The sequence below is a fragment of the Nocardia sp. CNS-044 genome (genome assembly GCF_059570515.1).
In genome coordinates this window covers 113,380-132,760 of record NZ_JCANSX010000011.1, presented here as the reverse complement: position 1 = coordinate 132,760, position 19,381 = coordinate 113,380, and the positions used below count along the sequence as shown (strand labels likewise).

At 68.6% G+C, this 19,381-nt stretch carries 19 protein-coding genes; 14 read left to right on the top strand and 5 right to left on the bottom strand.

Going from position 1 to position 19,381, the window contains the following annotated elements; genetic code table 11:
* Positions 1-14: 14 nt before the first annotated feature.
* Positions 15-266, bottom strand: coding sequence for an NAD-dependent epimerase/dehydratase family protein (locus tag T333_RS28925; protein ID WP_496426469.1), 252 nt, complete (start codon positions 264-266; stop codon positions 15-17).
* Positions 263-1,180, bottom strand: coding sequence for an EamA family transporter (locus T333_RS28920; protein ID WP_496426468.1), 918 nt, complete (start codon positions 1,178-1,180; stop codon positions 263-265). The genes T333_RS28925 and T333_RS28920 overlap by 4 nt, the downstream gene beginning before the upstream one ends.
* Before the next feature lie 79 nt (positions 1,181-1,259).
* On the opposite strand from T333_RS28920, the gene T333_RS28915 reads away from it, so the two are divergent.
* Positions 1,260-2,135: a LysR family transcriptional regulator gene (locus T333_RS28915; RefSeq protein ID WP_357254984.1), complete on the top strand. Its 876-nt coding sequence runs from the start codon at positions 1,260-1,262 to the stop codon at positions 2,133-2,135.
* Positions 2,136-2,288: 153 nt separating this feature from the next.
* Positions 2,289-2,903 carry a nucleotidyltransferase domain-containing protein gene (locus tag T333_RS28910; RefSeq protein ID WP_496426467.1) on the top strand — a complete coding sequence of 205 codons (615 nt, stop codon included), beginning with the start codon at positions 2,289-2,291 and terminating at the stop codon, positions 2,901-2,903.
* Here T333_RS28910 and T333_RS28905 read toward each other — a convergent pair.
* On the bottom strand, positions 2,890-4,311 hold the full coding sequence (locus T333_RS28905) for an MFS transporter (RefSeq protein WP_496426466.1): 1,422 nt from the start codon (positions 4,309-4,311) through the stop codon (positions 2,890-2,892). The two genes, T333_RS28910 and T333_RS28905, sit on opposite strands and share 14 nt — an antisense overlap.
* Before the next feature lie 121 nt (positions 4,312-4,432).
* Here T333_RS28905 and T333_RS28900 point away from each other — a divergent pair, with 121 nt between their 5' ends.
* Together T333_RS28900 and T333_RS28895 are read left to right on the top strand one after the other, a co-directional pair.
* The gene (locus T333_RS28900; protein WP_496426465.1) at positions 4,433-5,332 is read left to right on the top strand and encodes a LysR family transcriptional regulator; all 900 of its coding nucleotides are present in this window, start codon (positions 4,433-4,435) and stop codon (positions 5,330-5,332) included.
* A 37-nt stretch (positions 5,333-5,369) separates the two neighbouring features.
* On the top strand, positions 5,370-6,008 hold the full coding sequence (locus tag T333_RS28895) for a hypothetical protein (RefSeq protein WP_496426464.1): 639 nt from the start codon (positions 5,370-5,372) through the stop codon (positions 6,006-6,008).
* Between the two features lie 96 nt (positions 6,009-6,104).
* On the opposite strand, the gene T333_RS28890 is transcribed toward T333_RS28895, so the two are convergent.
* Positions 6,105-6,671, bottom strand: a complete 567-nt coding sequence (locus T333_RS28890) for a TetR/AcrR family transcriptional regulator (protein WP_496426463.1) — start codon at positions 6,669-6,671, stop codon at positions 6,105-6,107.
* A gap of 71 nt (positions 6,672-6,742) precedes the next feature.
* Here T333_RS28890 and T333_RS28885 point away from each other — a divergent pair, with 71 nt between their 5' ends.
* Positions 6,743-7,192 carry a DUF6463 family protein gene (locus T333_RS28885; protein ID WP_496426462.1) on the top strand — a complete coding sequence of 150 codons (450 nt, stop codon included), beginning with the start codon at positions 6,743-6,745 and terminating at the stop codon, positions 7,190-7,192.
* Positions 7,193-7,232: 40 nt separating this feature from the next.
* On the opposite strand, the gene T333_RS28880 is transcribed toward T333_RS28885, so the two are convergent.
* Entirely contained in the window at positions 7,233-8,609 is a 1,377-nt protein-coding gene (locus T333_RS28880; protein WP_496426461.1) for an aminotransferase-like domain-containing protein, read from the bottom strand.
* A 105-nt stretch (positions 8,610-8,714) separates the two neighbouring features.
* Between T333_RS28880 and T333_RS28875 the strand changes: the two genes are divergently transcribed.
* From T333_RS28875 to T333_RS28835, 9 genes are all read left to right on the top strand, one after another.
* A complete protein-coding gene (locus tag T333_RS28875; RefSeq protein WP_496426460.1) occupies positions 8,715-9,563 on the top strand; it encodes a nitrilase-related carbon-nitrogen hydrolase in 849 nt (282 codons plus the stop codon).
* 13 nt (positions 9,564-9,576) lie between these two features.
* The gene (gene hydA / locus T333_RS28870) at positions 9,577-10,998 is read left to right on the top strand and encodes a dihydropyrimidinase (RefSeq protein WP_496426459.1); all 1,422 of its coding nucleotides are present in this window, start codon (positions 9,577-9,579) and stop codon (positions 10,996-10,998) included.
* Between the two features lie 9 nt (positions 10,999-11,007).
* Positions 11,008-12,033 carry a TIGR03842 family LLM class F420-dependent oxidoreductase gene (locus T333_RS28865; RefSeq protein ID WP_355002614.1) on the top strand — a complete coding sequence of 342 codons (1,026 nt, stop codon included), beginning with the start codon at positions 11,008-11,010 and terminating at the stop codon, positions 12,031-12,033.
* Entirely contained in the window at positions 12,030-13,358 is a 1,329-nt protein-coding gene (locus T333_RS28860) for an aspartate aminotransferase family protein (RefSeq protein WP_496426458.1), read from the top strand. The genes T333_RS28865 and T333_RS28860 overlap by 4 nt, the downstream gene beginning before the upstream one ends.
* Positions 13,355-14,863, top strand: a complete 1,509-nt coding sequence (locus T333_RS28855; RefSeq protein ID WP_496426457.1) for a CoA-acylating methylmalonate-semialdehyde dehydrogenase — start codon at positions 13,355-13,357, stop codon at positions 14,861-14,863. Before T333_RS28860 ends, T333_RS28855 begins: the two co-directional genes overlap by 4 nt.
* 26 nt (positions 14,864-14,889) lie before the next feature.
* On the top strand, positions 14,890-16,353 hold the full coding sequence (locus T333_RS28850; RefSeq protein WP_496426456.1) for an NCS1 family nucleobase:cation symporter-1: 1,464 nt from the start codon (positions 14,890-14,892) through the stop codon (positions 16,351-16,353).
* 81 nt (positions 16,354-16,434) lie between these two features.
* Entirely contained in the window at positions 16,435-16,941 is a 507-nt protein-coding gene (locus tag T333_RS28845) for a GNAT family N-acetyltransferase (protein ID WP_496426455.1), read from the top strand.
* A gap of 76 nt (positions 16,942-17,017) precedes the next feature.
* The gene (locus tag T333_RS28840) at positions 17,018-17,980 is read left to right on the top strand and encodes an alpha/beta hydrolase (RefSeq protein WP_357254960.1); all 963 of its coding nucleotides are present in this window, start codon (positions 17,018-17,020) and stop codon (positions 17,978-17,980) included.
* Between the two features lie 212 nt (positions 17,981-18,192).
* A complete protein-coding gene (locus T333_RS28835) occupies positions 18,193-19,314 on the top strand; it encodes an alpha/beta hydrolase (RefSeq protein ID WP_496426454.1) in 1,122 nt (373 codons plus the stop codon).
* Positions 19,315-19,381: the final 67 nt, after the last annotated feature.

Sequence of the window (19,381 nt, the reverse complement as noted above, 5' to 3'; positions counted from 1 at the left end):
CGACGCACCGGTCATCAGACCGACGTTCGGGAGAGGTTCAGCATCCCGGAAACCAAGCCACGCTGTTGCGCGGCAACATCTTTCATGCTCATCGAACCGACCGACCGTCCCGTGACGAATCGGGAGGTACCCGCCGGCACGCCAGGCGGCAGGGCGGTGGGCTGCCGGGACCGGAATACCGCGATCTGGTCGTGGCCCCGGCGCGCGGCTTCGGCGACGACGCGCGAGCCGACCATGCCGGTGGCTCCGACGACGGCGATCTTCATTCGGGTGTCCTATCGGTTGTTGGTTCGGGCAGCTGTCCAGCGACGATCGCGGCGAGCGCGAGCCCGAACCCCACGAGTTGAATCGGACCGAGTGTCTGGCCGAGCAGGACCGCGCCGAGCACTGCGGCGACAAGCGGCGAGAGCAGGACGAGAACCGCGACCGAGGAGACGGGCAAGGTGCCGAGGCCGCGGAACCAGAGCACGTAGGCGATCAGACCGCCGACCAGACCCAGCCAGAGGTAGCCGAGCGCGGCGGTCGGGTCGATCGCCGAAGGCGGGCCCTCGACGAGAAGGGTGACGGGAAGCAGGAAGAGGCCACCCGCGGTGAGCTGCCACGCGGCGAATGCGGTGGCGCCGACTTCGGCGGGGCGTCCCCAGCGCTTGGTGAGGGTCAGCCCGAACGCCATCGAGGCCGCGCTGCCCAGACCCGCCACGATCCCGGTGAAGTCGAGTGCCGCACTCGGACCGAGCACCACCAAGCTGACGCCGACCACGCCGGTCACTCCCCACGCGAGGCGCCAAGCGGACGGACGCTCGTGCAGCACAGCCACGGCCAGTAGGGCGACGATGAGCGGCTGAGCCGCGGCCAAGGTGGCGGCAACGCCGCCCGGCAGGCGTTCGGCCGAGACGAACAGCAGCGCGGTGAGCAGGCCGATGTTCAGCACGCCGAGTGCCGCGGCTTTCCACCACCACGCGCCGCGCGGCAGCGTCCGGGTGATGGCCAGCGCGATCACACCGGCGGGCAACGCGCGAAGGAGACCCGCGAACAGCGGGTGTCCCGGTGGCAGAAGCTCGGTGATGACGACATACGTCGTGCCCCATGCCGCGGGGGCGAGCGCCGTCAGGGCGGTCCGCCGCAGATTTCCCCGCGGTGCACCTCCCAGGGAAACCTCCTGTACTGCTGGACTTTTCACGTTCGCAGTCTCACCCGGCGGCAATCAATGAGTCCAACACATGTTTGTCACTTCATCGATCGTGATCCACGATTGATTCATGGAGCTTCAGCAGATGCGCTACGTGGTCGCCGTCGCCGAGACGACCAGCTTCACCCGCGCCGCCGAACGGTGTCTGGTCGTCCAGTCCGCGCTCAGTCACCAAATCGCCCGTCTGGAAAGGGAACTCGGTGCGCGGCTGTTCGAGCGCACCAGCCGCCGGGTGCGGCTGACACCGGCGGGCGCTGCGTTCCTCCCGGCCGCGCGTCAGTGTCTGGACGCCGCCGAACGCGCGGCCGCCGAAGTCGCCGCCGCCGTCGGCGAGGTGCGCGGACGACTCGCCGTAGGGCTGATTCCGACTGTCGCCGCGGTCGATCTCCCCGCGGCGCTGCGCGAATTTCGCGGGCGGTACCCGCACGTGCGCGTCAACCTGCGGGTCGGTGCGAGCGAGGAGCTGACCGAGCAGGTCGAGCGGGGAGCTATCGATGTGGCCTTCCTAGGACTGCCGACCACGACGCAACCGCGGGGTGTCGCCGCCCACGAACTCGCCCGCGACCGGCTCGTCGCCGTGGTCGCGCCAGACCATCCGCTCGCGGGCGAACCCGCGGTCGACCTACGCAGGCTGTCTTCCGAAGTGTTCGTGGACCTGCCGGCCGGGACAGCCGGACGCGCCCAGTCCGACCAAGCCTTCGCCGCGGCCGGTCTCGCCCGGGACGTCGCCTTCGAAGTGAGCACCGCGGACTCGCTGATGTCGCGGCTCGTCGAGCAGGGGCTCGGCATCGCCCTGCTCGCCTCGTCCTACGCGCCACGGCTCACCGGCGTCGTCACCCTCGAGATCACCGACGCTCCCGCCCGCGTCGAGTACGCCATCTGGGGCCAGTCCACCCGCACCCCGGCGGCGACTGCGTTCCTCTCGGTTCTCGACATCCCAACCTGAGCGAGTTCACCAGCCGGGCACGCGAAGCCGCCGGTTGGCCAATCGAACCGCGCGGCGCAAGACGGGGGCGCTCTCGAGAGCGAGGCTCGTACGGGTCGTCGTCGGCAGACTTCGAGCCACGCCACTACTCGAAGGAACGGTAGGCTGCTCGAGGTGACCGGATATCCGCTTTCGGCCGAGGAGGCCGCCGAACTGTGGGCGGCGTGGACTCCCACCGAAGTCGCGGAATGTATGGCGGGCGTCTCGGCGCCGTGGTACGTGGCCGCCGGGTGGGCGCTCGATCTGTTCACCGGAGGTGATGCTCGCGAACACAGCGATCTCGAAATCGGTATTCCGCGAGAGCGATTCGGCGAGGTTGTCGCCGCTTTTCCCGGTTTCGAGTGGGATGTCGTCGGCGACGGACGGGTGTGGCCGTTTCCCGCGGAAGCCGAGAATCAGCATCAGACCTGGCTGCGGAATCCGGCGACCGGGCGCTATCACCTCGACGTGTTTCGCGAACCGCATATCGGTGATCGCTGGGTGTGCCGCCGCGACCCGGCGATCACGCTGCCGTACGCAGACCTGATTCTGCGCACCGCCGAGGGCATCCCGTACTCGACGCCCGAAGCCGCGCTGCTCTTCAAGGCGAAAGCGCAGCGCGACAAGGACGAAGCCGACTTCCAGCGAGTGCTCCCCGCGATGAACCCAGCGCAGAAGTCTCGGCTTGCCGAATGGCTGTCGCGGATTCATCCCGGGCACCCGTGGCTCGAAAGACTCAGCGCGACATAGCCCGAGGCCTGCGCAGCATCAGAACCAACACCGAACCGGCACCGACCAGCAGTGCCGCGACCGCGAAAGTCCAGTGCGTTCCCCGCGCTATCTCCGCCGGTGTACCCGTCGTGATGTCCCGCGTTCCGGCGGCGCGCGCGAAGACCGCGCCCATGACCGACGCACCGGTCATCAGACCGAGGTTGCGGGAGAGGTTCAGCATCCCGGACACCAAGCCACGCTGTTGCGCGGCAACATCTTTCATCACCGCGGTGTTGTTGGCCGCTTGGAACGTCGCGTAACTCGCGGTGCAGACGACCAACGGCAGCACGTAGCCGAGGACGCCCGCCGCCACGGGCATCACCGACAGCGTCAGCGTGGCGACGATGATGCCGACGAGCCCGACGATCACCATCGTTCCCGACCCGAAGCGGTCGGTGGCGCGCCCGGCAGGCACGCCGGTGAGCGCCGAGACCGCCGGACCCGCCGACATCACGAGCCCCACCGCGGCGGTGCCGAGACCGAGCGCACCGCCCAGGTGGAACGGGCCGACGACCAGGGTCGTCATCATGACGGCCGAGACCAGGGCACTCGTCGTCAACCCGACGGCGAGCGCCGGATCGCGCAACATCCCGAGGGTCAGCAGCGGGAACGACACCTTGCTCTCGACGACCGCGAACAGCGCGAGACCCGCACCGGCGACGCCGAGCAAGCCGAGCGAGAGCGGCCCGAACGACCCGGCGGTCACGGCCAGCGCATAAGCCCCCAGCGTCACGGCCAGCAGTACGGTGCCCATGGTGTCGAAACGCCGGGCCGAGGTTCCCGACGCACTGTCCGCAGGCAACCGGAGGGTGAGCGCCAGCGCGAGCGCCCCGACCGGCACGACAGCCAAAAAGATCGCTCGCCAACCGAATACATCGATCAGCGCACCGCCGAGGGACGGCCCGAGCGCCGTGCCGACGGCCGACATCGTGCCAAGCAGCCCCATCGCGCTACCCGTGCGATGTTCGGGCACGACCGCGCCGACCGAGGCCATCGTCAGCGCCATCATGCACGCCGCACCAATCCCTTGCAGCGCCCGCGCGGCGATCAGGAGCGCCAGATTCGGAGCGAGACCGCACAGCAGCGTCGCGACGGTGAACACCGCGATACCGAGCACCAGTAACCGACGGCGGCCGACCAGGTCGCCGAGCCGACCGACCCCGACGATCAGCGTCGTGATGGCCAACAGGTAGGCGATCACGATCCACTGGACCTCGTGGAAGGACGCGTCCAGCGCCACCGCCATCGACGGCAGGCCCACGTTGGCGATGCTGATGCTCAGCGACGGCAGCAGCATCGACAGCGAGAGTGCGGTGAGCACCCAGCTCGGTGCGCGAAGGCCCACCGGCTCGTGCCCGACGCCGGGAGGTGTTGCTGATCTGGACATGAAGGTCTTCCTCCTGGCTTCGACGGTGTGCCTCGAACGTAGGTTCCGTTCCGAACTGGCGGAAGACGCAAAGAAGTAAAGCCAACTGTGCACCGGACGCCAGGTGTGCGATCCTGTCCGCATGGCGCGGCCCGATCTGAACTTGCTCGTCACCCTGGACGTTCTGCTCGAGGAGGGCAGCGTGACGCGGGCGGGCGAACGGCTCGCACTGAGTCCGTCCGCGATGAGCCGCGCGCTCGCCCGGCTCCGGCGCGCCACCGGAGACCCGTTGCTGGTGCGGGCGGGACGCGGCCTGGTCCCCACTCCCCGTGCCGTCGAGTTGCGCGAACGGGTGCGCGGGCTCGTCCAGGAAGCCGAAGCGGTGTTGCGGCCGGTCGAAACTCTCGATTTGGCCACGCTGCGAAGGACTTTCGCGCTGCGCGGCAGCGATGGGTTCGTCGAGCGATTCGGGCCCGCGCTGGTTGCCGAGGTCGCCGAGGCGGCGCCGGGCGTGCGCTTGCGGTTCCTTCAGAAGACCAAGAAAGACACCGCGCCCTTACGCGAGGGCGTCGTCGACCTGGAAACCGGCGTCGTCGAGAACGCGCTGCCCCCGGATGTGCTCAGCAAACCACTGTTCACCGACCGCTTCATCGGCGTGGTCCGCGCCGAGCATCCCCTCGGCACCGGGAAGGTGACCGCCGCACGGTACGCCGCGGCGCGCCACGTGCACGTCTCCCGTCGCGGACTGACCGCCGGACTCGTGGACGAGGCGCTGGAACCGACCGGCCACCGCCGCGACGTCGTGACCGTCGTGGACGGCTTCGGCGCGGCGCTGGCGCTCGCGCGAGCCACCGACCTCGTCGCCACGGTGCCGCGGCGGCACACGGCGAACCTGCGTGCGGGACTGCGCTCGTTCGAATTGCCTTTCCGTGCCCCGGAAGTGACGATCTCTCTGCTGTGGCACGTCCGGCTCGGCGCGGACCCGGCGCACCGGTGGTTGCGCGATCGCGTCTCGGCGGTGTGCCACTTCGAGGACGACTGACCCACCGATGTCGGCGCGACCTGCTACCTTCCGCGGCATGGTGATCGACGGAAGCTCCGCGCACGGAGCGCCTCTGGTGGAGCGCGTGATCGAGGCGGTGCGGCAAGACCCGGGAGCTTCCATGCTCCCACACCGGCACGTGCCGTGGGTGACGGGAGCCCCGCGGCCGATGGCGGCGGATGTGTTGGCCGAGACCGTCTTTCCCTCCGGGCATCCGTTGTCGCCGAGTCTGCGGGCGTGGCTGGCCTTCGACATCGGCCTGCTGGAGCGCTGCGACTGGTTCGGAACGGACGGCGGCTTCGCACCCCGGCGGCTCGACGAGCTGGTCCGCGACGAACTCGGCGAGCCATGGGCCGAGTGTTATGCCTCGCTCGCCGAGCGTTTCGAGGAGTGCTTCCTTCTCCCGGGCGGCTCGGACTCGCGCCGGATCCTCGCCGTCGGCGAAACGGATTCGGAGGGCGAGTATCCCGTCCTCGCCCTGGACGTCGACGACCTGCCGTTCGTCGGTTTGATGTATCCCGGCATCGATGTCTACCTGGCCGACCGGGCGGGACTCATCCGTACCGAATTTCCTACTTACACAGCGCTTTTCGATCACGCTGCTTACAGCAGGCGGTTGCGTCAGCACGCCAGGTCGTGGTTCGCGGGAGGAGCCTACGCCGAGTTTCCATTCTGATCCGAAGCTGGACGAGGGTACCGCGACGGCGGCGCAGCCCACCGCCGCTACATCGAGGCGGGTCCACCAAAAGAAACCCGGCAGACCAGCGCGGCACTACGGACGCAAAAGATGTTCTCCGGCAAGGTGAATCGCTTCGAGTTTGGTGTACCCGGGATGGTCCGCGACGATGAAGTGGCGGCCGATGGCCAGCGCGAAGGTCAGCATGCATCGCGCCTCGATCTCGTCGGGATCGTCGAGGAAGGCGCCGAACATCTTGCGCAGGAAGTCCATTCGCTTGTTGTCGATGCGCCGCAGCCGCGCCGCGACGGATTCGTCGCGGTTGGCCCAGGCCCGGATCGCGAGATCAATCCGGTGCAGGTCCTCGGAGAAGGTCAGTTGGCCGACGCGCCGGATGCGCTCGGCGGCGTCGCCGCCCTCGGCGTCGGCTTGGGCGATGACCTCTGTGGTGCAGCGGCGTTCCCACTCGTCGAGCATCTCCGCCAGAAACGCGGCGCGGCCGTCGAAGTGCCCGTAGAACCCGCCCTTCGTCACTCCGAGTGCGGCGGCGAGCGTTTCGACACGGACCGCGTCGGGGCCTCCCCCGGCGAGCGCGTCGAGACCCGCCGCTATCCAGCGGGCGCGTGTCGTGCGGGCCACAGCGGGAATCGGGGTCACCTCCATTGATCGCCTCTCGTTTATACGGTACCGTACAAACGAACTGTACGGTACCGTATAAAAGGGAAGGCGAACCGATGAACGCCGGAAAGTCGTTGCTGCGCTGGGCGAGCGGGATCATGATCGTCCTCGGCACCGGCCATCTCATCCTGTTGGCACTCTTCGCGTGGAGCGACATCACCGACTGGGTGGATCGCGGAGTGTGGGCGGCCGTCCCGCTCGGCCTCACCGACGAGGAGGAGACGGTCGCGTCCACGCAGAACGCGCTGACCTTCTGGAGCGGTCCCGGCAGCTTCGCCGTGCCGTTGATTCTGTTGGGCTGTCTCACTTGGCATCTCGCGCGGCGCGGCGTGCCAGTGCCCGCCTGGGTCGGCTGGGCTTTGGCAGTGTGGTGTGCCGTGGGCGGCGTGCTTCTCGTGCCCTCCCCGTACTTCGCCGGCACAGTCGCCGGAGTCCTGGTCGTCTTGGCGGCGCGACAGGGCGATCGGTCGGTCACGGCACGAGAGCGGACGATGGACCCGGCCTGACGTCGCCCGGTAGCGTCACGGCCGGGCGGTGGCGAGGAGGCTATCGACCGTCCCGAGACCCCGGGTCGAGCGAGAAGTACTCCGACTGCCGCGGGCGGGCGGCCAAGGCGAGGGCGGCGGCGACCTCGTCGATGCCGCCCGACAGCGGCGCGATGGTCACGCGCACCGCTTCCGGATGACCGCGATCGGCCACGAAGAAGGGGCCGCCGGGGGCTACGCGGATTCCGTTGGCCGCCAAGTGGATCAGGGCGGTGCGCTCGTCGGCGACCGGTAGCCAGGCGTTGAGGCCCTGCCCTTCGGCGAGCCGGGCGCCGTGATGCCGAAGCGCGTCGGCGAGGGCGCGGCGGCGGACCTGATATTGCTCGCGCGCGTGGTCGACGGTGCGGGTGACGGTGTCGTCGCGAAGCATCTCGTGCAGCAGGCGCTGCAGGATGCGCGGCGTCCAACCCGGCCCGAGGACCCGAGTGGCGACGATCCGGTCGATGATCTCCTCGGGACCGGACAGGGCCGCGATCCGCAGGTCGGGACCGTGCGATTTGGAGTAGCTGCGGACGTGTAGCACCCGGTCGGGCAGCCAGCGGCCGAGGCTGATGTCCTCGGCGGGGACGACGGCTCCGGAGTGATCGTCCTCGATGATCATGCAGCGGTGATCGCCGCGGCGCAGGATCGCGACGAGCTCCTCGGCGCGCTCGGTGCTCATCGACGCGCCGGTGGGATTCTGCGCGCGTGGTTGCAGAACCGCCGCGGTCGCGCCGGTGGCCACCGCCCGCGCGAACTCGTCGGGCAGCACCCCTTCCGCGTCCATGCGCACCGGAACGATCTGTGCGCCAATGGATTCCAGGTAGTCGAGAATGTGCGGGAAGGTGGGATCCTCGACGATCACCCGATCACCGAATCGAACGACGGCCTGCAGGCTGCGGGCGACCGCGTCCATGGCGCCGTCGACGACGGTCAGCGCGCCGGACCCGGTGGGCCAGTCCGCCTGCAACAACCGCCCGAGCTCGGGAACCACCGGCGCCTGGTGGTAGTCGGTGGTCTCGGCGTTCAGGGCCAGCCGGGACAGGATCGATCCGATCTCGGGCAGCAGCGCCGGATCGGGCGTGCCGAGCGAGAGGTCCAGCCGGGCGGAGCTCGCGCCGCGTGTCATGCTGTCGGTCCGGGAGGACCCCGCCCTGGCCCCGCCGTCGGCGACGAACGTCCCGCTCCGACCGCGGGACACCACCAGCCCCGCCTGCGCCAGTGCCCGCCAGCCGTGACTCACGGTCGCCGGACTGACCCCGAGACGGCTCGACAGCTCCCGCACCGTGGGCAGCCGGTCACCGGCGCGTAGCTCGCCGCTGGTGATCAGCCGGGCGATGGCGCCCGCGATACCCGCGGGAGTGGGGTCATCGATCTGGATTCGGTCGTTCGTTTCCATGCCTCGATCACCTCGCGAGATTTACACTTTCGGCACCGACTGAAATATTCAGGAAATGTTTACCTTCGAAGATAACATAACCAACTTCGGTAGGGAGATCGACAGGTGACGACAATCAAAGCCGCCATCACCCAGGCGACGTGGACCGGCGACAAGAAGTCGATGCTGGCCAAGCACGAAGGTTTCGTCGAGCAGGCCGCCGCCGCGGGCGTGCAGATCATCTGCTTCCAAGAACTGTTCTACGGACCGTATTTCGGCAACGTGCAGGACAAGAAGTACTACGAGTACGCCGAATCCGTGCCGGGTCCGACGACGGAGCGGTTCGCGGAACTGGCCAGGGAGCACCGGATGGTGATGGTGCTTCCGGTGTACGAGGAAGACCAGCCCGGCGTGCTCTACAACACCGCCGCGGTGATCGACGCCGACGGCACCTACCTGGGCAAGTACCGCAAGCACCACATTCCGCAGCTGTCCGGCTTCTGGGAGAAGTTCTATTTCCGGCCGGGCAACCTGGGCTACCCCGTCTTCGACACCGCCGTGGGCAAGGTCGGTGTCTACATCTGCTATGACCGCCACTTCCCGGAGGGCTGGCGCGCCTACGGATTGGCGGGCGCGGAACTCGTTTTCAATCCGTCCGCGACCAAACCCGGTTTGTCCGAACGACTGTGGGAGCTGGAGCAACCCGCCGCGGCGGCCGCCAACCAGTACTTCATCGGCGCGAACAACCGCATCGGTACGGAGACGGAGGAGTTCGGCGACGACGCCGTGACCTTCTACGGCACTTCGTATTTCGTCGACCCGCGCGGCTGCTACGTCGGCGAGCGGGCCTCCACCGACACCGACGAACTGGTGGTACGCGAACTCGATCTGGACCTGGTGCGCGAAGTCCGCGGCGACTGGCAGTTCTATCGCGACCGGCGACCGGATTCCTACGACGCCATCGTGGCGCCCTGAACCAGGAGGGACCATGGGTACCACACTGATCACCGGAGGAACGGTCGTCTCGGCGACCGGGCGCGGCGCGGCCGACATCCTGGTCGACGGCGAACGCATCGTCGCGCTGCTGGAGCCGGGCACGACGGCGCTCGGCGCGAACCTGGCCGAAACGGTGGACACCGTCATCGACGCGACCGGCAAGTACGTCGTCCCGGGCGGCATCGACGCGCACACCCACATGTCGATGCCGTTCGGCGGCACAACGGCTTCCGACGATTTCGAGAGCGGCACCAGGGCCGCCGCCTGGGGCGGAACCACCACGATCATCGACTTCGCGGTGCAGAAGTTCGGTGAGCGCGTGCAGGATTCCTTGGACACCTGGCACAAGATGGCGTCGGGCCAGTGCGCGATCGACTATTCGTTCCACCAGATCATCGGCGACGTCGACAACGAATCCCTGGCCGCGCTGCGCAGGATGCCGGACGAGGGCATCACCAGCTTCAAGCTTTTCATGGCCTACCCGGGAGTCTTCTACAGCGACGACGCGCAGATCCTGCGCGCCATGCAGATCGGCGCGAACACCGGTTTGCTCACCATGATGCACGCCGAGAACGGCCCCGCCATCGACGTTCTCGTCGAGCAACTGCTGGCCGAGGGCAAGACCGACCCCTATTACCACGGCATCGCACGCGCCTGGCAGCTGGAGGAGGAGGCGACGCACCGCGCGATCATGCTCGCCGATCTCACCGGCGCACCGCTGTACGTGGTGCACGTGTCGGCGAAGCAGGCCGTGGCCCAGTTGGCCGCGGCTCGGGACCGGGGCAGCAACGTCTTCGGTGAGACCTGCCCGCAGTACCTGTACCTGTCCTTGGAGGACAACCTCGGCGCGCCCGGTTTCGAAGGCGCGAAGTGGGTGTGCTCGACCCCGCTGCGCTCGCGGCGCGAAGAGCATCAGGACCAGGTGTGGCAGGCGTTGCGCACCAACGACCTTCAGATGGTGTCCACCGACCACTGCCCCTTCTGCATGAAGGGACAGAAGGACATGGGTATCGGCGATTTCTCCAAGATTCCCAACGGCATCGGCACCGTCGAGCACCGTATGGACCTGATGTACCAGGGCGTCGTCGAGGGCCGCATCACCCTGGAGCGCTGGGTGGAGATCACCTCGACCACCCCGGCCCGGATGTTCGGCCTCTACGGGCGCAAGGGCGTGCTCGCACCGGGCGCGGACGCCGACATCCTGGTCTACGACCCGGACGGCCACACCTCCATCGGCCTCGGCAAGACCCATCACATGAACATGGACCACTCGGCGTGGGAGGGCTACGAGATCGACGGCCGCGTCGACACCGTGCTCTCGCGCGGCAAGGTCGTGGTCGCGGACGGCGAGTATCGCGGCCGCAAGGGTGACGGGCAGTTCGTGCGCCGCGATCCGTGCCAGTACTTGATCTGAGGAGACGCCATGCAATTCGGAGCGGTACTACAGTGCGATCCCCCGGCGGCGCGCACCGTCCAATTGGCGAAACTGGCCGAGGCGCATGGGTTCAGCCATCTGTGGACCTTCGACTCGCACCTGCTGTGGCAGGAGCCTTATGTGCTCTACAGCCAGATCCTGCACGAGACGAAGCGAATCATGGTGGGGCCCATGGTGACCAACCCGGCGACCCGGGACTGGACGGTCACGGCGTCGCTGTACGCCACACTCAACGAGGCCTACGGCAACCGGACCATCTGCGGCATCGGGCGCGGCGATTCGGCGGTACGCGTCGGCGGCGGCAAGCCCACCACACTGAACACGCTGCGCGAATCCATCCACGTGATCAGGGAACTGGCCAACTCGCGACCCGTCGAATACGGCGGCAGCACCGTGCAGTTCCCCTGGAGCGTCGGCTCGACGCTGGACGTCTGGGTGGCCGCCTACGGACCGAAAGCGCTGGCGTTGACCGGCGAGGTGGCCGACGGCTACATCCTGCAACTCGCCGACCTCGACATCGCCGAGTGGATGATCGGCGCCGTGCGGAAGGCGGCGGAGGCGGCGGGCCGCGACCCCGGTTCGCTCGAGATCTGCGTGGCCGCACCGATGTACATCGGCACCGACCGCAAGCACATGCGCGACCAGTGCCGCTGGTTCGGCGGGATGGTCGGCAACCACGTCGCCGACATCGTCGCGCGCTACGGCGCCAGCGGTGCGGTGCCGCCCGCGTTCACCGAATACATCGCGGACCGAACGGGTTACGACTACAACCAGCACGGCCGGGCGGGAAACGTGCACGCCGACTTCGTCTCCGACGACATCGTCGAACGGTTCTGCCTGCTCGGCACCGCCGACGAGCACATCGCCAAACTCCGACGGCTCGCCGACCTCGGCGTCGATCAGTTCGCGGGCTACCTGCAACACGACAACAAAGAGGAAACCATGCGCGTCTACGGCGAAACCATCATTCCGCAACTGCGGCAAGCTATTACGGCGACGAAGGTCACGGCATGACCGCCGTGCGCGTCGACTTGGACGCGCGCGCCTACGAACTCGACCGCAGCCATGTGTTCCACTCGTGGTCGGCGCAGGCCGCGCTGCAGCCGGTGGTGCTCGCGGGCGGTCGCGGCTGCCGGGTGTGGGACCACGCGGGCCGCGAATACCTCGATTTCGCCAGTCAGATGGTCAATGTGAACATCGGCCACCAGCATCCGGTGGTCACGGCCGCGATCGCCGACCAGGCCGCGCGCCTGGCCACCATCGGACCGGCCACCGCCAACCTGCGACGCGGCGAAGCGGCCCAGCGGATCACGGCCCTCGCGCCGGACGGTCTGGACAAGGTGTTCTTCACCAACGGCGGCGCGGACGCCAACGAGAACGCCATCCGGATGGCACGGCTGCACACCGGCCGCGACAAGGTGCTCTCCACCTACCGCTCCTACCACGGCAATACCGGCGCCGCCATCGTCGCGACCGGCGATTGGCGGCGGATGCCGAACGAATACGCGCGCGGCCACGTGCATTTCTTCGGCCCCTACCTGTATCGCAGCGAGTTCTGGGCGAGCACCCCCGAGGAGGAGAGCGAACGCGCGCTGCGGCACCTGGAGCGGGTCGTGCAGTGCGAAGGACCCGCGACCATCGCCGCGATCCTGCTGGAGACCGTGCCGGGCACCGCGGGCATCCTGGTGCCGCCGCCCGGCTACCTCGCCGGCGTCCGTGCCATCGCCGACCGGTACGGCATTGTGCTGATCCTCGACGAGGTGATGTGCGGATTCGGCCGCACCGGACGGTGGTTCGCGTTCGACGGCTACGACGTGACGCCCGATCTGATCACCTTCGCCAAGGGCGTCAACTCCGGTTACGTCCCCGTGGGCGGCGTCGTCATCTCCGACGCGATCGCTCGCACCTTCGACGACACCGTCTTCCCCGGCGGCCTCACCTACAGCGGGCATCCGCTGGCCGCGGCGTCGATCGTGGCCGCGCTGGACGTGATGGCCGACGAGGGCATCGTCGCCCATGCCGAACGCATCGGCCGCACCGTGCTCGGCCCCGCGCTCGCGCGACTGGCCGACGACTGCCCGGTGATCGGCGAGGTACGCGGCGAAGGCGTGTTCTGGGCCGTCGAACTCGTCGCCGATCGCGCCACCCGCGAACCCGTGTCGGCCGCCACCATGGCGCGGGTGAAATCCGACCTGATCGCCAGGGGCTACCTGCCGTTCCTGGCCGACAACCGCATTCACGTCACGCCGCCCTGCGTGGTGACCGAGGCCGAGATCGCCGAGGGCGCCGCCATCCTGCGTGACGTACTGACCGCCCTGCCAGCCGAGGAGATCCGATGACGAATCCCGCGACCACCGACATCGTCGACCACTGGGTCCACGGCAAGCCGTGGACCGGCGAATCCGAACGCACCGCACCGGTTTTCGATCCGGCGCTCGGCGTCGCGCAGCGCAGCGTCCGGATGGCCACCGCCGAGGACGTGGGCGCCGCCGTCGCCGCCGCCGCGGCGGCGCTGCCCGGCTGGGCCGACTCCTCCATCGCCACCCGGCACCGGTTCCTGCTGAACTTCCGGGAACTGCTCAACTCACGCAAGGACGAACTGGCGAGCATCCTGACCGCCGAGCACGGCAAGGTGCTCGCCGACGCGGCGGGCGAGGTCGCCCGCGGGCTCGAGGTCGTCGAGTTCGCGCTGTCCATGCCGCATCTGCTCAAAGGCGAGTTCAGCCAGAACGCCTCGACCGGGATCGACGTGTACTCGGTGCGCGAACCGGTCGGCGTCGTCGGCATCATCAGTCCGTTCAACTTCCCGGCCATGGTGCCGCTGTGGTTCTTCCCGATCGCGATCGCCGCGGGAAACACGGTGGTGCTCAAGCCCAGCGAGAAGGATCCGTCGGCGGCGAACTGGCTCGCCGAACTCGCGGCCGACGCCGGTCTGCCCGCGGGCGTGCTGAATGTCGTGCACGGGGACAAGGAGGCCGTCGACGCGCTGCTCACCCATCCGCGGGTCGCGGCGATCTCGTTCGTCGGCTCCACCCCGATCGCCGACTACGTCTACCGGACCGCGGGCGCGCACGGCAAACGGGTGCAAGCGCTCGGCGGCGCCAAGAACCACATGCTCGTTCTGCCGGACGCCGACCTGGACTTGGCCGCCGACGCGGCGGTCAACGCGGGCTTCGGATCGGCGGGCGAACGGTGCATGGCGGTGAGCGTGGTGCTCGCGGTCGACACCATCGCCGACGACCTGGTGGAACGCGTCGCGGCACGGATGACCGGCCTGCGCACTGGAGACGGCCGCCGAGGCTGCGACATGGGGCCGCTGATCACCCGCGAGCACCGCGACCGTGTCGCCGCCTACCTCGACACCGCCGTCGCCGACCAGGCGCGGGTCGTGGTCGACGGCCGCGACAGCGCCGTCGACGGCGACCCCAACGGGTTCTGGCTCGGACCGAGCCTGATCGATCGGGTGCCGGTGACCTCGGCGGTCTATCGCGACGAGATCTTCGGACCCGTGCTCTCGGTGGTGCGGGTCGAGGGCTTCGAGCAGGGCGTCGAGATCGTCAACGCCTCGCCCTACGGCAACGGCGTCGCGATCTTCACCAACGACGGCGGCGCGGCGCGGCGCTTCCAGCGACAGGTGCACGTCGGCATGATCGGAGTGAACGTGCCGATCCCGGTCCCGGTGGCCTACCACAGTTTCGGCGGCTGGAAGGCGTCGCTCTTCGGCGACGCGAAAGCATACGGCCCCAACGGATTCGCGTTCTTCACCAGGGAGAAGGCGATCACCTCCCGCTGGCTCGACCCCAGCCACGGCGGCATAGACCTCGGTTTTCCGCGGAACAGTTAGCACCACCGAAGCACGAAGGACACTCGATGACAGACACTCGGGTACGGCCGCTGGACGGCGCGCCGGGCAGTTCCACGCTGGTCAACGACGACTTGGCCCCCACCACCGAGGCGACGGCGACCTGGCGTACCTGGGACATCTTCTGTCTCTGGATGACCTCGGCGCACAGCATCGCCAGCTACGGGTTCGCCGTCGGCATGCTCGCGCTCGGCATGACCGGGTGGCAGACCATGCTCGCCCTGTTCACCGGCGTGCTCGTGCTGTGGTTGGGCAGCAATCTGGTCGGCGTCGCGGGACAGAAGGTCGGGGTGCCGTTCCCGGTCTTCGCCCGCGCCGCGTTCGGCGTGTTCGGCGCCAACGTTCCCGCGCTGCTGCGGGCGATCGTCGCGGTGTTCTGGTACGGGATCCAGACCTATCTGGCGTCCACCGCGCTGATGGTGCTGCTGCTGCGGGTGTCGCCGGGGTTGGCGTCGTGGACCGAATCCAGTTTCCTCGGCTTGTCGACGCTGGGCTGGATCGCGTTCCTCGTGCTGTGGACGGTGCAGCTGGCGATCATCAACTACGGCATGGAAGTGGTGCGCAAGGCCTCGGACTTCGCGGGTCCCGCGGTGTGGATCGGCATGATCGCGCTGGCGATCTGGATTCTCGGCAAGGCCGAGTGGAGCATCGACTTCAACGCCCGTGCCGGTGCGCCGCTGTCGGGCGGTGCGACGGTGGCCGCGTTCGTGGGCGTCGCCTTCCTGATGGTGTCGTTCATGGCGGGTCCGCTCGTCAACTACGCCGACTTCGCGCGGTTCTCGCCCAGCAGGAAGGCGGTGCTGCGCGGCAACGCCTGGGGCATCCCGTTCAACGAGACCGCGTTCGTCGTGCTGTCGATCGTCATCTCGCTGGCCACGCTGAAGGTGTACGGGAAGGTGCTGACCGACCCGGTGCAGCTGGTCGCCGACATCGACAGCGATGTCGTGGTGGTCGTGGCCGCGGTGTTGTTCGCGACGGCGACTGTCGGCATCAACGTGGTTCTCAACTTCGTGTCCCCGGCCTACGACATCTCCAATGCCGCACCGCGATACATCTCGTTCCGCACCGGCGGCATCGTCACCGCCGTGCTGTCCATCCTGGTGATGCCGTGGAAGCTCTGGGAGAACCAGGATTTCATCATCTACTTCCTCGGCGGGGTCGGCGCGCTGATGGGCCCGGTGTTCGGCATCCTGATCGTCGACTACTACCTGGTGCGGCGGCAGCGCACGGCGGTCGCCGAGCTGTACTCCGACACCGCGGAGGGGCGCTACTACTTCTCCCGCGGGTTCAACCCGAAAGCCCTGGCGGCGCTGGGTATTTCGGGGACGGTGGCGGTGATCGTCGCGCTGGCTCCGGATTCCCAGGAGGTGACGGCGCTGTCGTGGCCCGTCGGCGCGGCGCTGGGCGCGGTATTGATGTACGCGTTCGACGCCGTCCGCCCGTCCGTGCCCGCTGACGCGCACGCGGAGTGATCATGAGTCGGGTCGGTTGGCGCGGCGGGAGCGGTCGGAAATCGACGTGACAAAGCGGGCGGCGACGATGATGCTGGCCGCATGTCGATCAGGAGCGGCGGCGCCGGGGACGTGGAGGCGATCGCGGAGCTGCACACCGCGAGCTGGCGGACGGCCTATGCGGGCATCATGCCGGACGAGTACCTGAGCGGGCCGCTCGAGACGGATCGGGCCGAGCTCTGGAGTCGACGCCTGACCGAGGCGGTGACGCCGGGACTGTTCGTCGCCGAGGATGCCGCGGCGTTGCTCGGCTTCGCTTATCTCGTTCCCACGGCGGACGGCCGGGTGCTGCTGGACAACCTGCACGCCCGGCCCGACAGTCGTGGCCGCGGGATCGGCAGCCGCCTGCTCGAGCACGGTCTGAAGTGGGCGGCGACCGAATTCCCCCGCCGCGCTGTGTATCTGGAGGTGTTGCGCGACAACACCGCCGCGATCGCCTTCTACGAACGGCGCGGCGGACGACGGACGGACGCGCGGATCGGGCGGTTCGAGGCCGGGTTCGAGTTGCCGGAGTACGAATACACCTGGGATCCGGCCGTCCCGGCGTGAAGATCCAGATCGCCCGCTGGAATACACTCCAACTCAGTCGTTAGCCAAAATTTAGCTGAGTGAGCGAGGAGTTGCCATGAGCGAGCGTCCGCGGTGGTATCGCGATCAACAGGCGTGGCGCGACCTACAGCAGTTCCTGCCCGAACGCCTCCGACTGACCGGCGACAACGAGCCCGCCGAGGAGTACTGGGACTGGCGTGGCCATCACGTGCACCTGGACCGGTATCCCCTGCCCGACGCTCCCGCCAAGGTCGTGCTGCACCACGGGGTCGGCACCAACGGCAGGCAGATGAGCTTGGTCGCGGGCGCGACGCTGGCCCAGCGCGGCTTCGAGACCGTCGCGCTCGACAACCTCGGCTACGGCCTGACCCAGGTCGCCGACGGCGCCGCGCCCGGCTATCACGACTGGATCCAGCTCACCACCGACTTCCTCGCCTACGAAAGCACCCGCGACGACCGTCCGATCGTGCTGTACGGCCTCAGCGCGGGCGGCATGCTCACCTACCACGTGGCGGCGCACGCACCGCGCGGCACGCTGCGCGGCATCATCGGCACGACCTTCCTCGACCCGCGCGACAAGACCGTCTGGCGGGCGGTCTCCCACGACCCCTTCCATGCCACTTTCGGCACCGCGGTCTTCAACTTCCTGGCCCGCACTCCGCTGCGTGGCGTCCGCTACCCGATGTCGGCGGCATCGAAGATGAGCGCGCTGTGCAACAACACGGACGCGATGAAAGTCTTTCTGCGCGACAAGACTTCGGCGGGGAGCTGGGTCTCGGCCAGGTTCTTCAGCGAGTTCGGCGCCTACTCTCCCGATATCGAGCCCGCCGATTTCGACGTGTGCCCCGTCCTGCACACCCAGCCCGCCGAAGACCACTGGACTCCGCTCGAGCTCAGCAAGCCGGTCACCAGCGCGATCACCAAGGCGCCTGTCACCACCGTCGTGCTCGACAACGCCGGGCACTACCCGCTCGAAGAACCCGGTTTGCGCCAAATGCACGACGCCATCACGGAATTCGTCACCCAGAACACGCGGTGAGGTCGGGCGGTGGGACAGTCGGGCGGCGGAACGCGTCGGCGCGATGCGGGCCGGTCGCCGCACGTGGCGCGCATTCACGGACAATCGCCACCGTTCCCCGATCCAAGTGGCAGCATCGATGAGGCAGGTCCCGGCCTCTTGGGTCGGCCAGCACCGGACCGCCGCGACGAGGCCGTCGCCGCGGACCAGAACCACGCGAAAGAGGTATTCCCGTGCCGGTCGATCCCGTCAACCCGGTACCCGCCGCGCCGCCGGCCACGCGGATGGCCGCGGCGGCGGTTCGCGGTTTGCTCCGATTGCCGCGTCGCACCAAGCGCGCACTCGCCGGTCCGGCGGTTCACCGCGACGGCAACGAGCTCGACCTCGACGCGCAGCTGCTCCTGCGAATCACCCGGACGCTGCCGAGGCCCGAGCCGAACCCGGTGACCCTGCGGACCCAAGCGCGCCGGATGGCGGCGATCGGCGCGGGGCGACGCGCGCCCGTCCGCGTCGACGACTGCACCGTCGCCGGCGCCGCGGGACCGATGCGGGCGCGGCTGTACGACCCCGGCGCGGCGAACGCCCTGCTGGTCTACTTTCACGGCGGCGGCTGGGTCATCGGCGATCTCGACACCCACGACGCGCTGTGCCGGACATTGGCATACACGGCCGGAATACGAGTCGTCGCGGTCGACTACCGGCTGGCGCCCGAGCATCCCTATCCCGCGGCGATCGACGACGCGGCGGCCGCGTTCCGCGACATCGTCGGTCGCGCGGACGAATTCGGCGTCGCGCCGGAACGCGTCGCGGTGGGCGGCGACAGTGCGGGCGGCCATCTGGCGGCGGTGCTGTGTCAGCGGATGCGTCGCGACGGCGGACCCGCTCCCCTGCTCCAGCTGCTGATCTACCCGCCCACCGACTTGACCGGAAAAGCCGAGTCCCGCAGAACATTCGCCGAAGGGTTCGCGCTCACTCGCACCGACATCGATTTCTTCGACCGCTGCTTCCTGCCACCCGACCTCGACCGCGCCCGACCGGATGTGTCTCCCCTGCGCGCCGAGACCACGGCCGGACTTCCCCGAGCCGTCGTGATCACGGCGGGTTTCGATCCGCTGCGCGACGAAGGCGAAGCGTACGCGAACCGGCTGCGAACCGACGGTGTGCCCGTCGCACTGCGCCGATTCGACGGCTACATGCACGGTTTCGTCAACAACGCGCTCGCCTTCGGCCCCGCGGTGCACGAGGTCGCCACGCTGCTCGCCGACGCCCTGTCCGCGTCAGGCGGCTCCTCGACCGACCCCGGAACGGACAGCGGACGAGACCGGGCGGCCACTGGCCCATCCAACTCCCCATAGACGGCCATTTCGGGCGCACCGCCCCGCGCCGTGTGGGGTGCGAGATAGACTCCGGCACAACGCTGTA

Bases quoted from the DNA above. Each gene is read 5' to 3' on its own strand.
- T333_RS28925 (WP_496426469.1), bottom strand. From the start codon at position 266: ATGAAGATCGCCGTCGTCGGAGCCACCGGCATGGTCGGCTCGCGCGTC.
- T333_RS28915 (WP_357254984.1), top strand. From the start codon at position 1,260: ATGGAGCTTCAGCAGATGCGCTACGTGGTCGCCGTCGCCGAGACGACC.
- T333_RS28905 (WP_496426466.1), bottom strand. From the start codon at position 4,311: ATGTCCAGATCAGCAACACCTCCCGGCGTCGGGCACGAGCCGGTGGGC.
- T333_RS28900 (WP_496426465.1), top strand. From the start codon at position 4,433: ATGGCGCGGCCCGATCTGAACTTGCTCGTCACCCTGGACGTTCTGCTC.
- T333_RS28895 (WP_496426464.1), top strand. From the start codon at position 5,370: ATGGTGATCGACGGAAGCTCCGCGCACGGAGCGCCTCTGGTGGAGCGC.
- T333_RS28890 (WP_496426463.1), bottom strand. From the start codon at position 6,671: ATGGAGGTGACCCCGATTCCCGCTGTGGCCCGCACGACACGCGCCCGC.
- T333_RS28885 (WP_496426462.1), top strand. From the start codon at position 6,743: ATGAACGCCGGAAAGTCGTTGCTGCGCTGGGCGAGCGGGATCATGATC.
- T333_RS28880 (WP_496426461.1), bottom strand. From the start codon at position 8,609: ATGGAAACGAACGACCGAATCCAGATCGATGACCCCACTCCCGCGGGT.
- hydA (WP_496426459.1), top strand. From the start codon at position 9,577: ATGGGTACCACACTGATCACCGGAGGAACGGTCGTCTCGGCGACCGGG.
- T333_RS28865 (WP_355002614.1), top strand. From the start codon at position 11,008: ATGCAATTCGGAGCGGTACTACAGTGCGATCCCCCGGCGGCGCGCACC.
- T333_RS28860 (WP_496426458.1), top strand. From the start codon at position 12,030: ATGACCGCCGTGCGCGTCGACTTGGACGCGCGCGCCTACGAACTCGAC.
- T333_RS28855 (WP_496426457.1), top strand. From the start codon at position 13,355: ATGACGAATCCCGCGACCACCGACATCGTCGACCACTGGGTCCACGGC.
- T333_RS28850 (WP_496426456.1), top strand. From the start codon at position 14,890: ATGACAGACACTCGGGTACGGCCGCTGGACGGCGCGCCGGGCAGTTCC.
- T333_RS28845 (WP_496426455.1), top strand. From the start codon at position 16,435: ATGTCGATCAGGAGCGGCGGCGCCGGGGACGTGGAGGCGATCGCGGAG.
- T333_RS28840 (WP_357254960.1), top strand. From the start codon at position 17,018: ATGAGCGAGCGTCCGCGGTGGTATCGCGATCAACAGGCGTGGCGCGAC.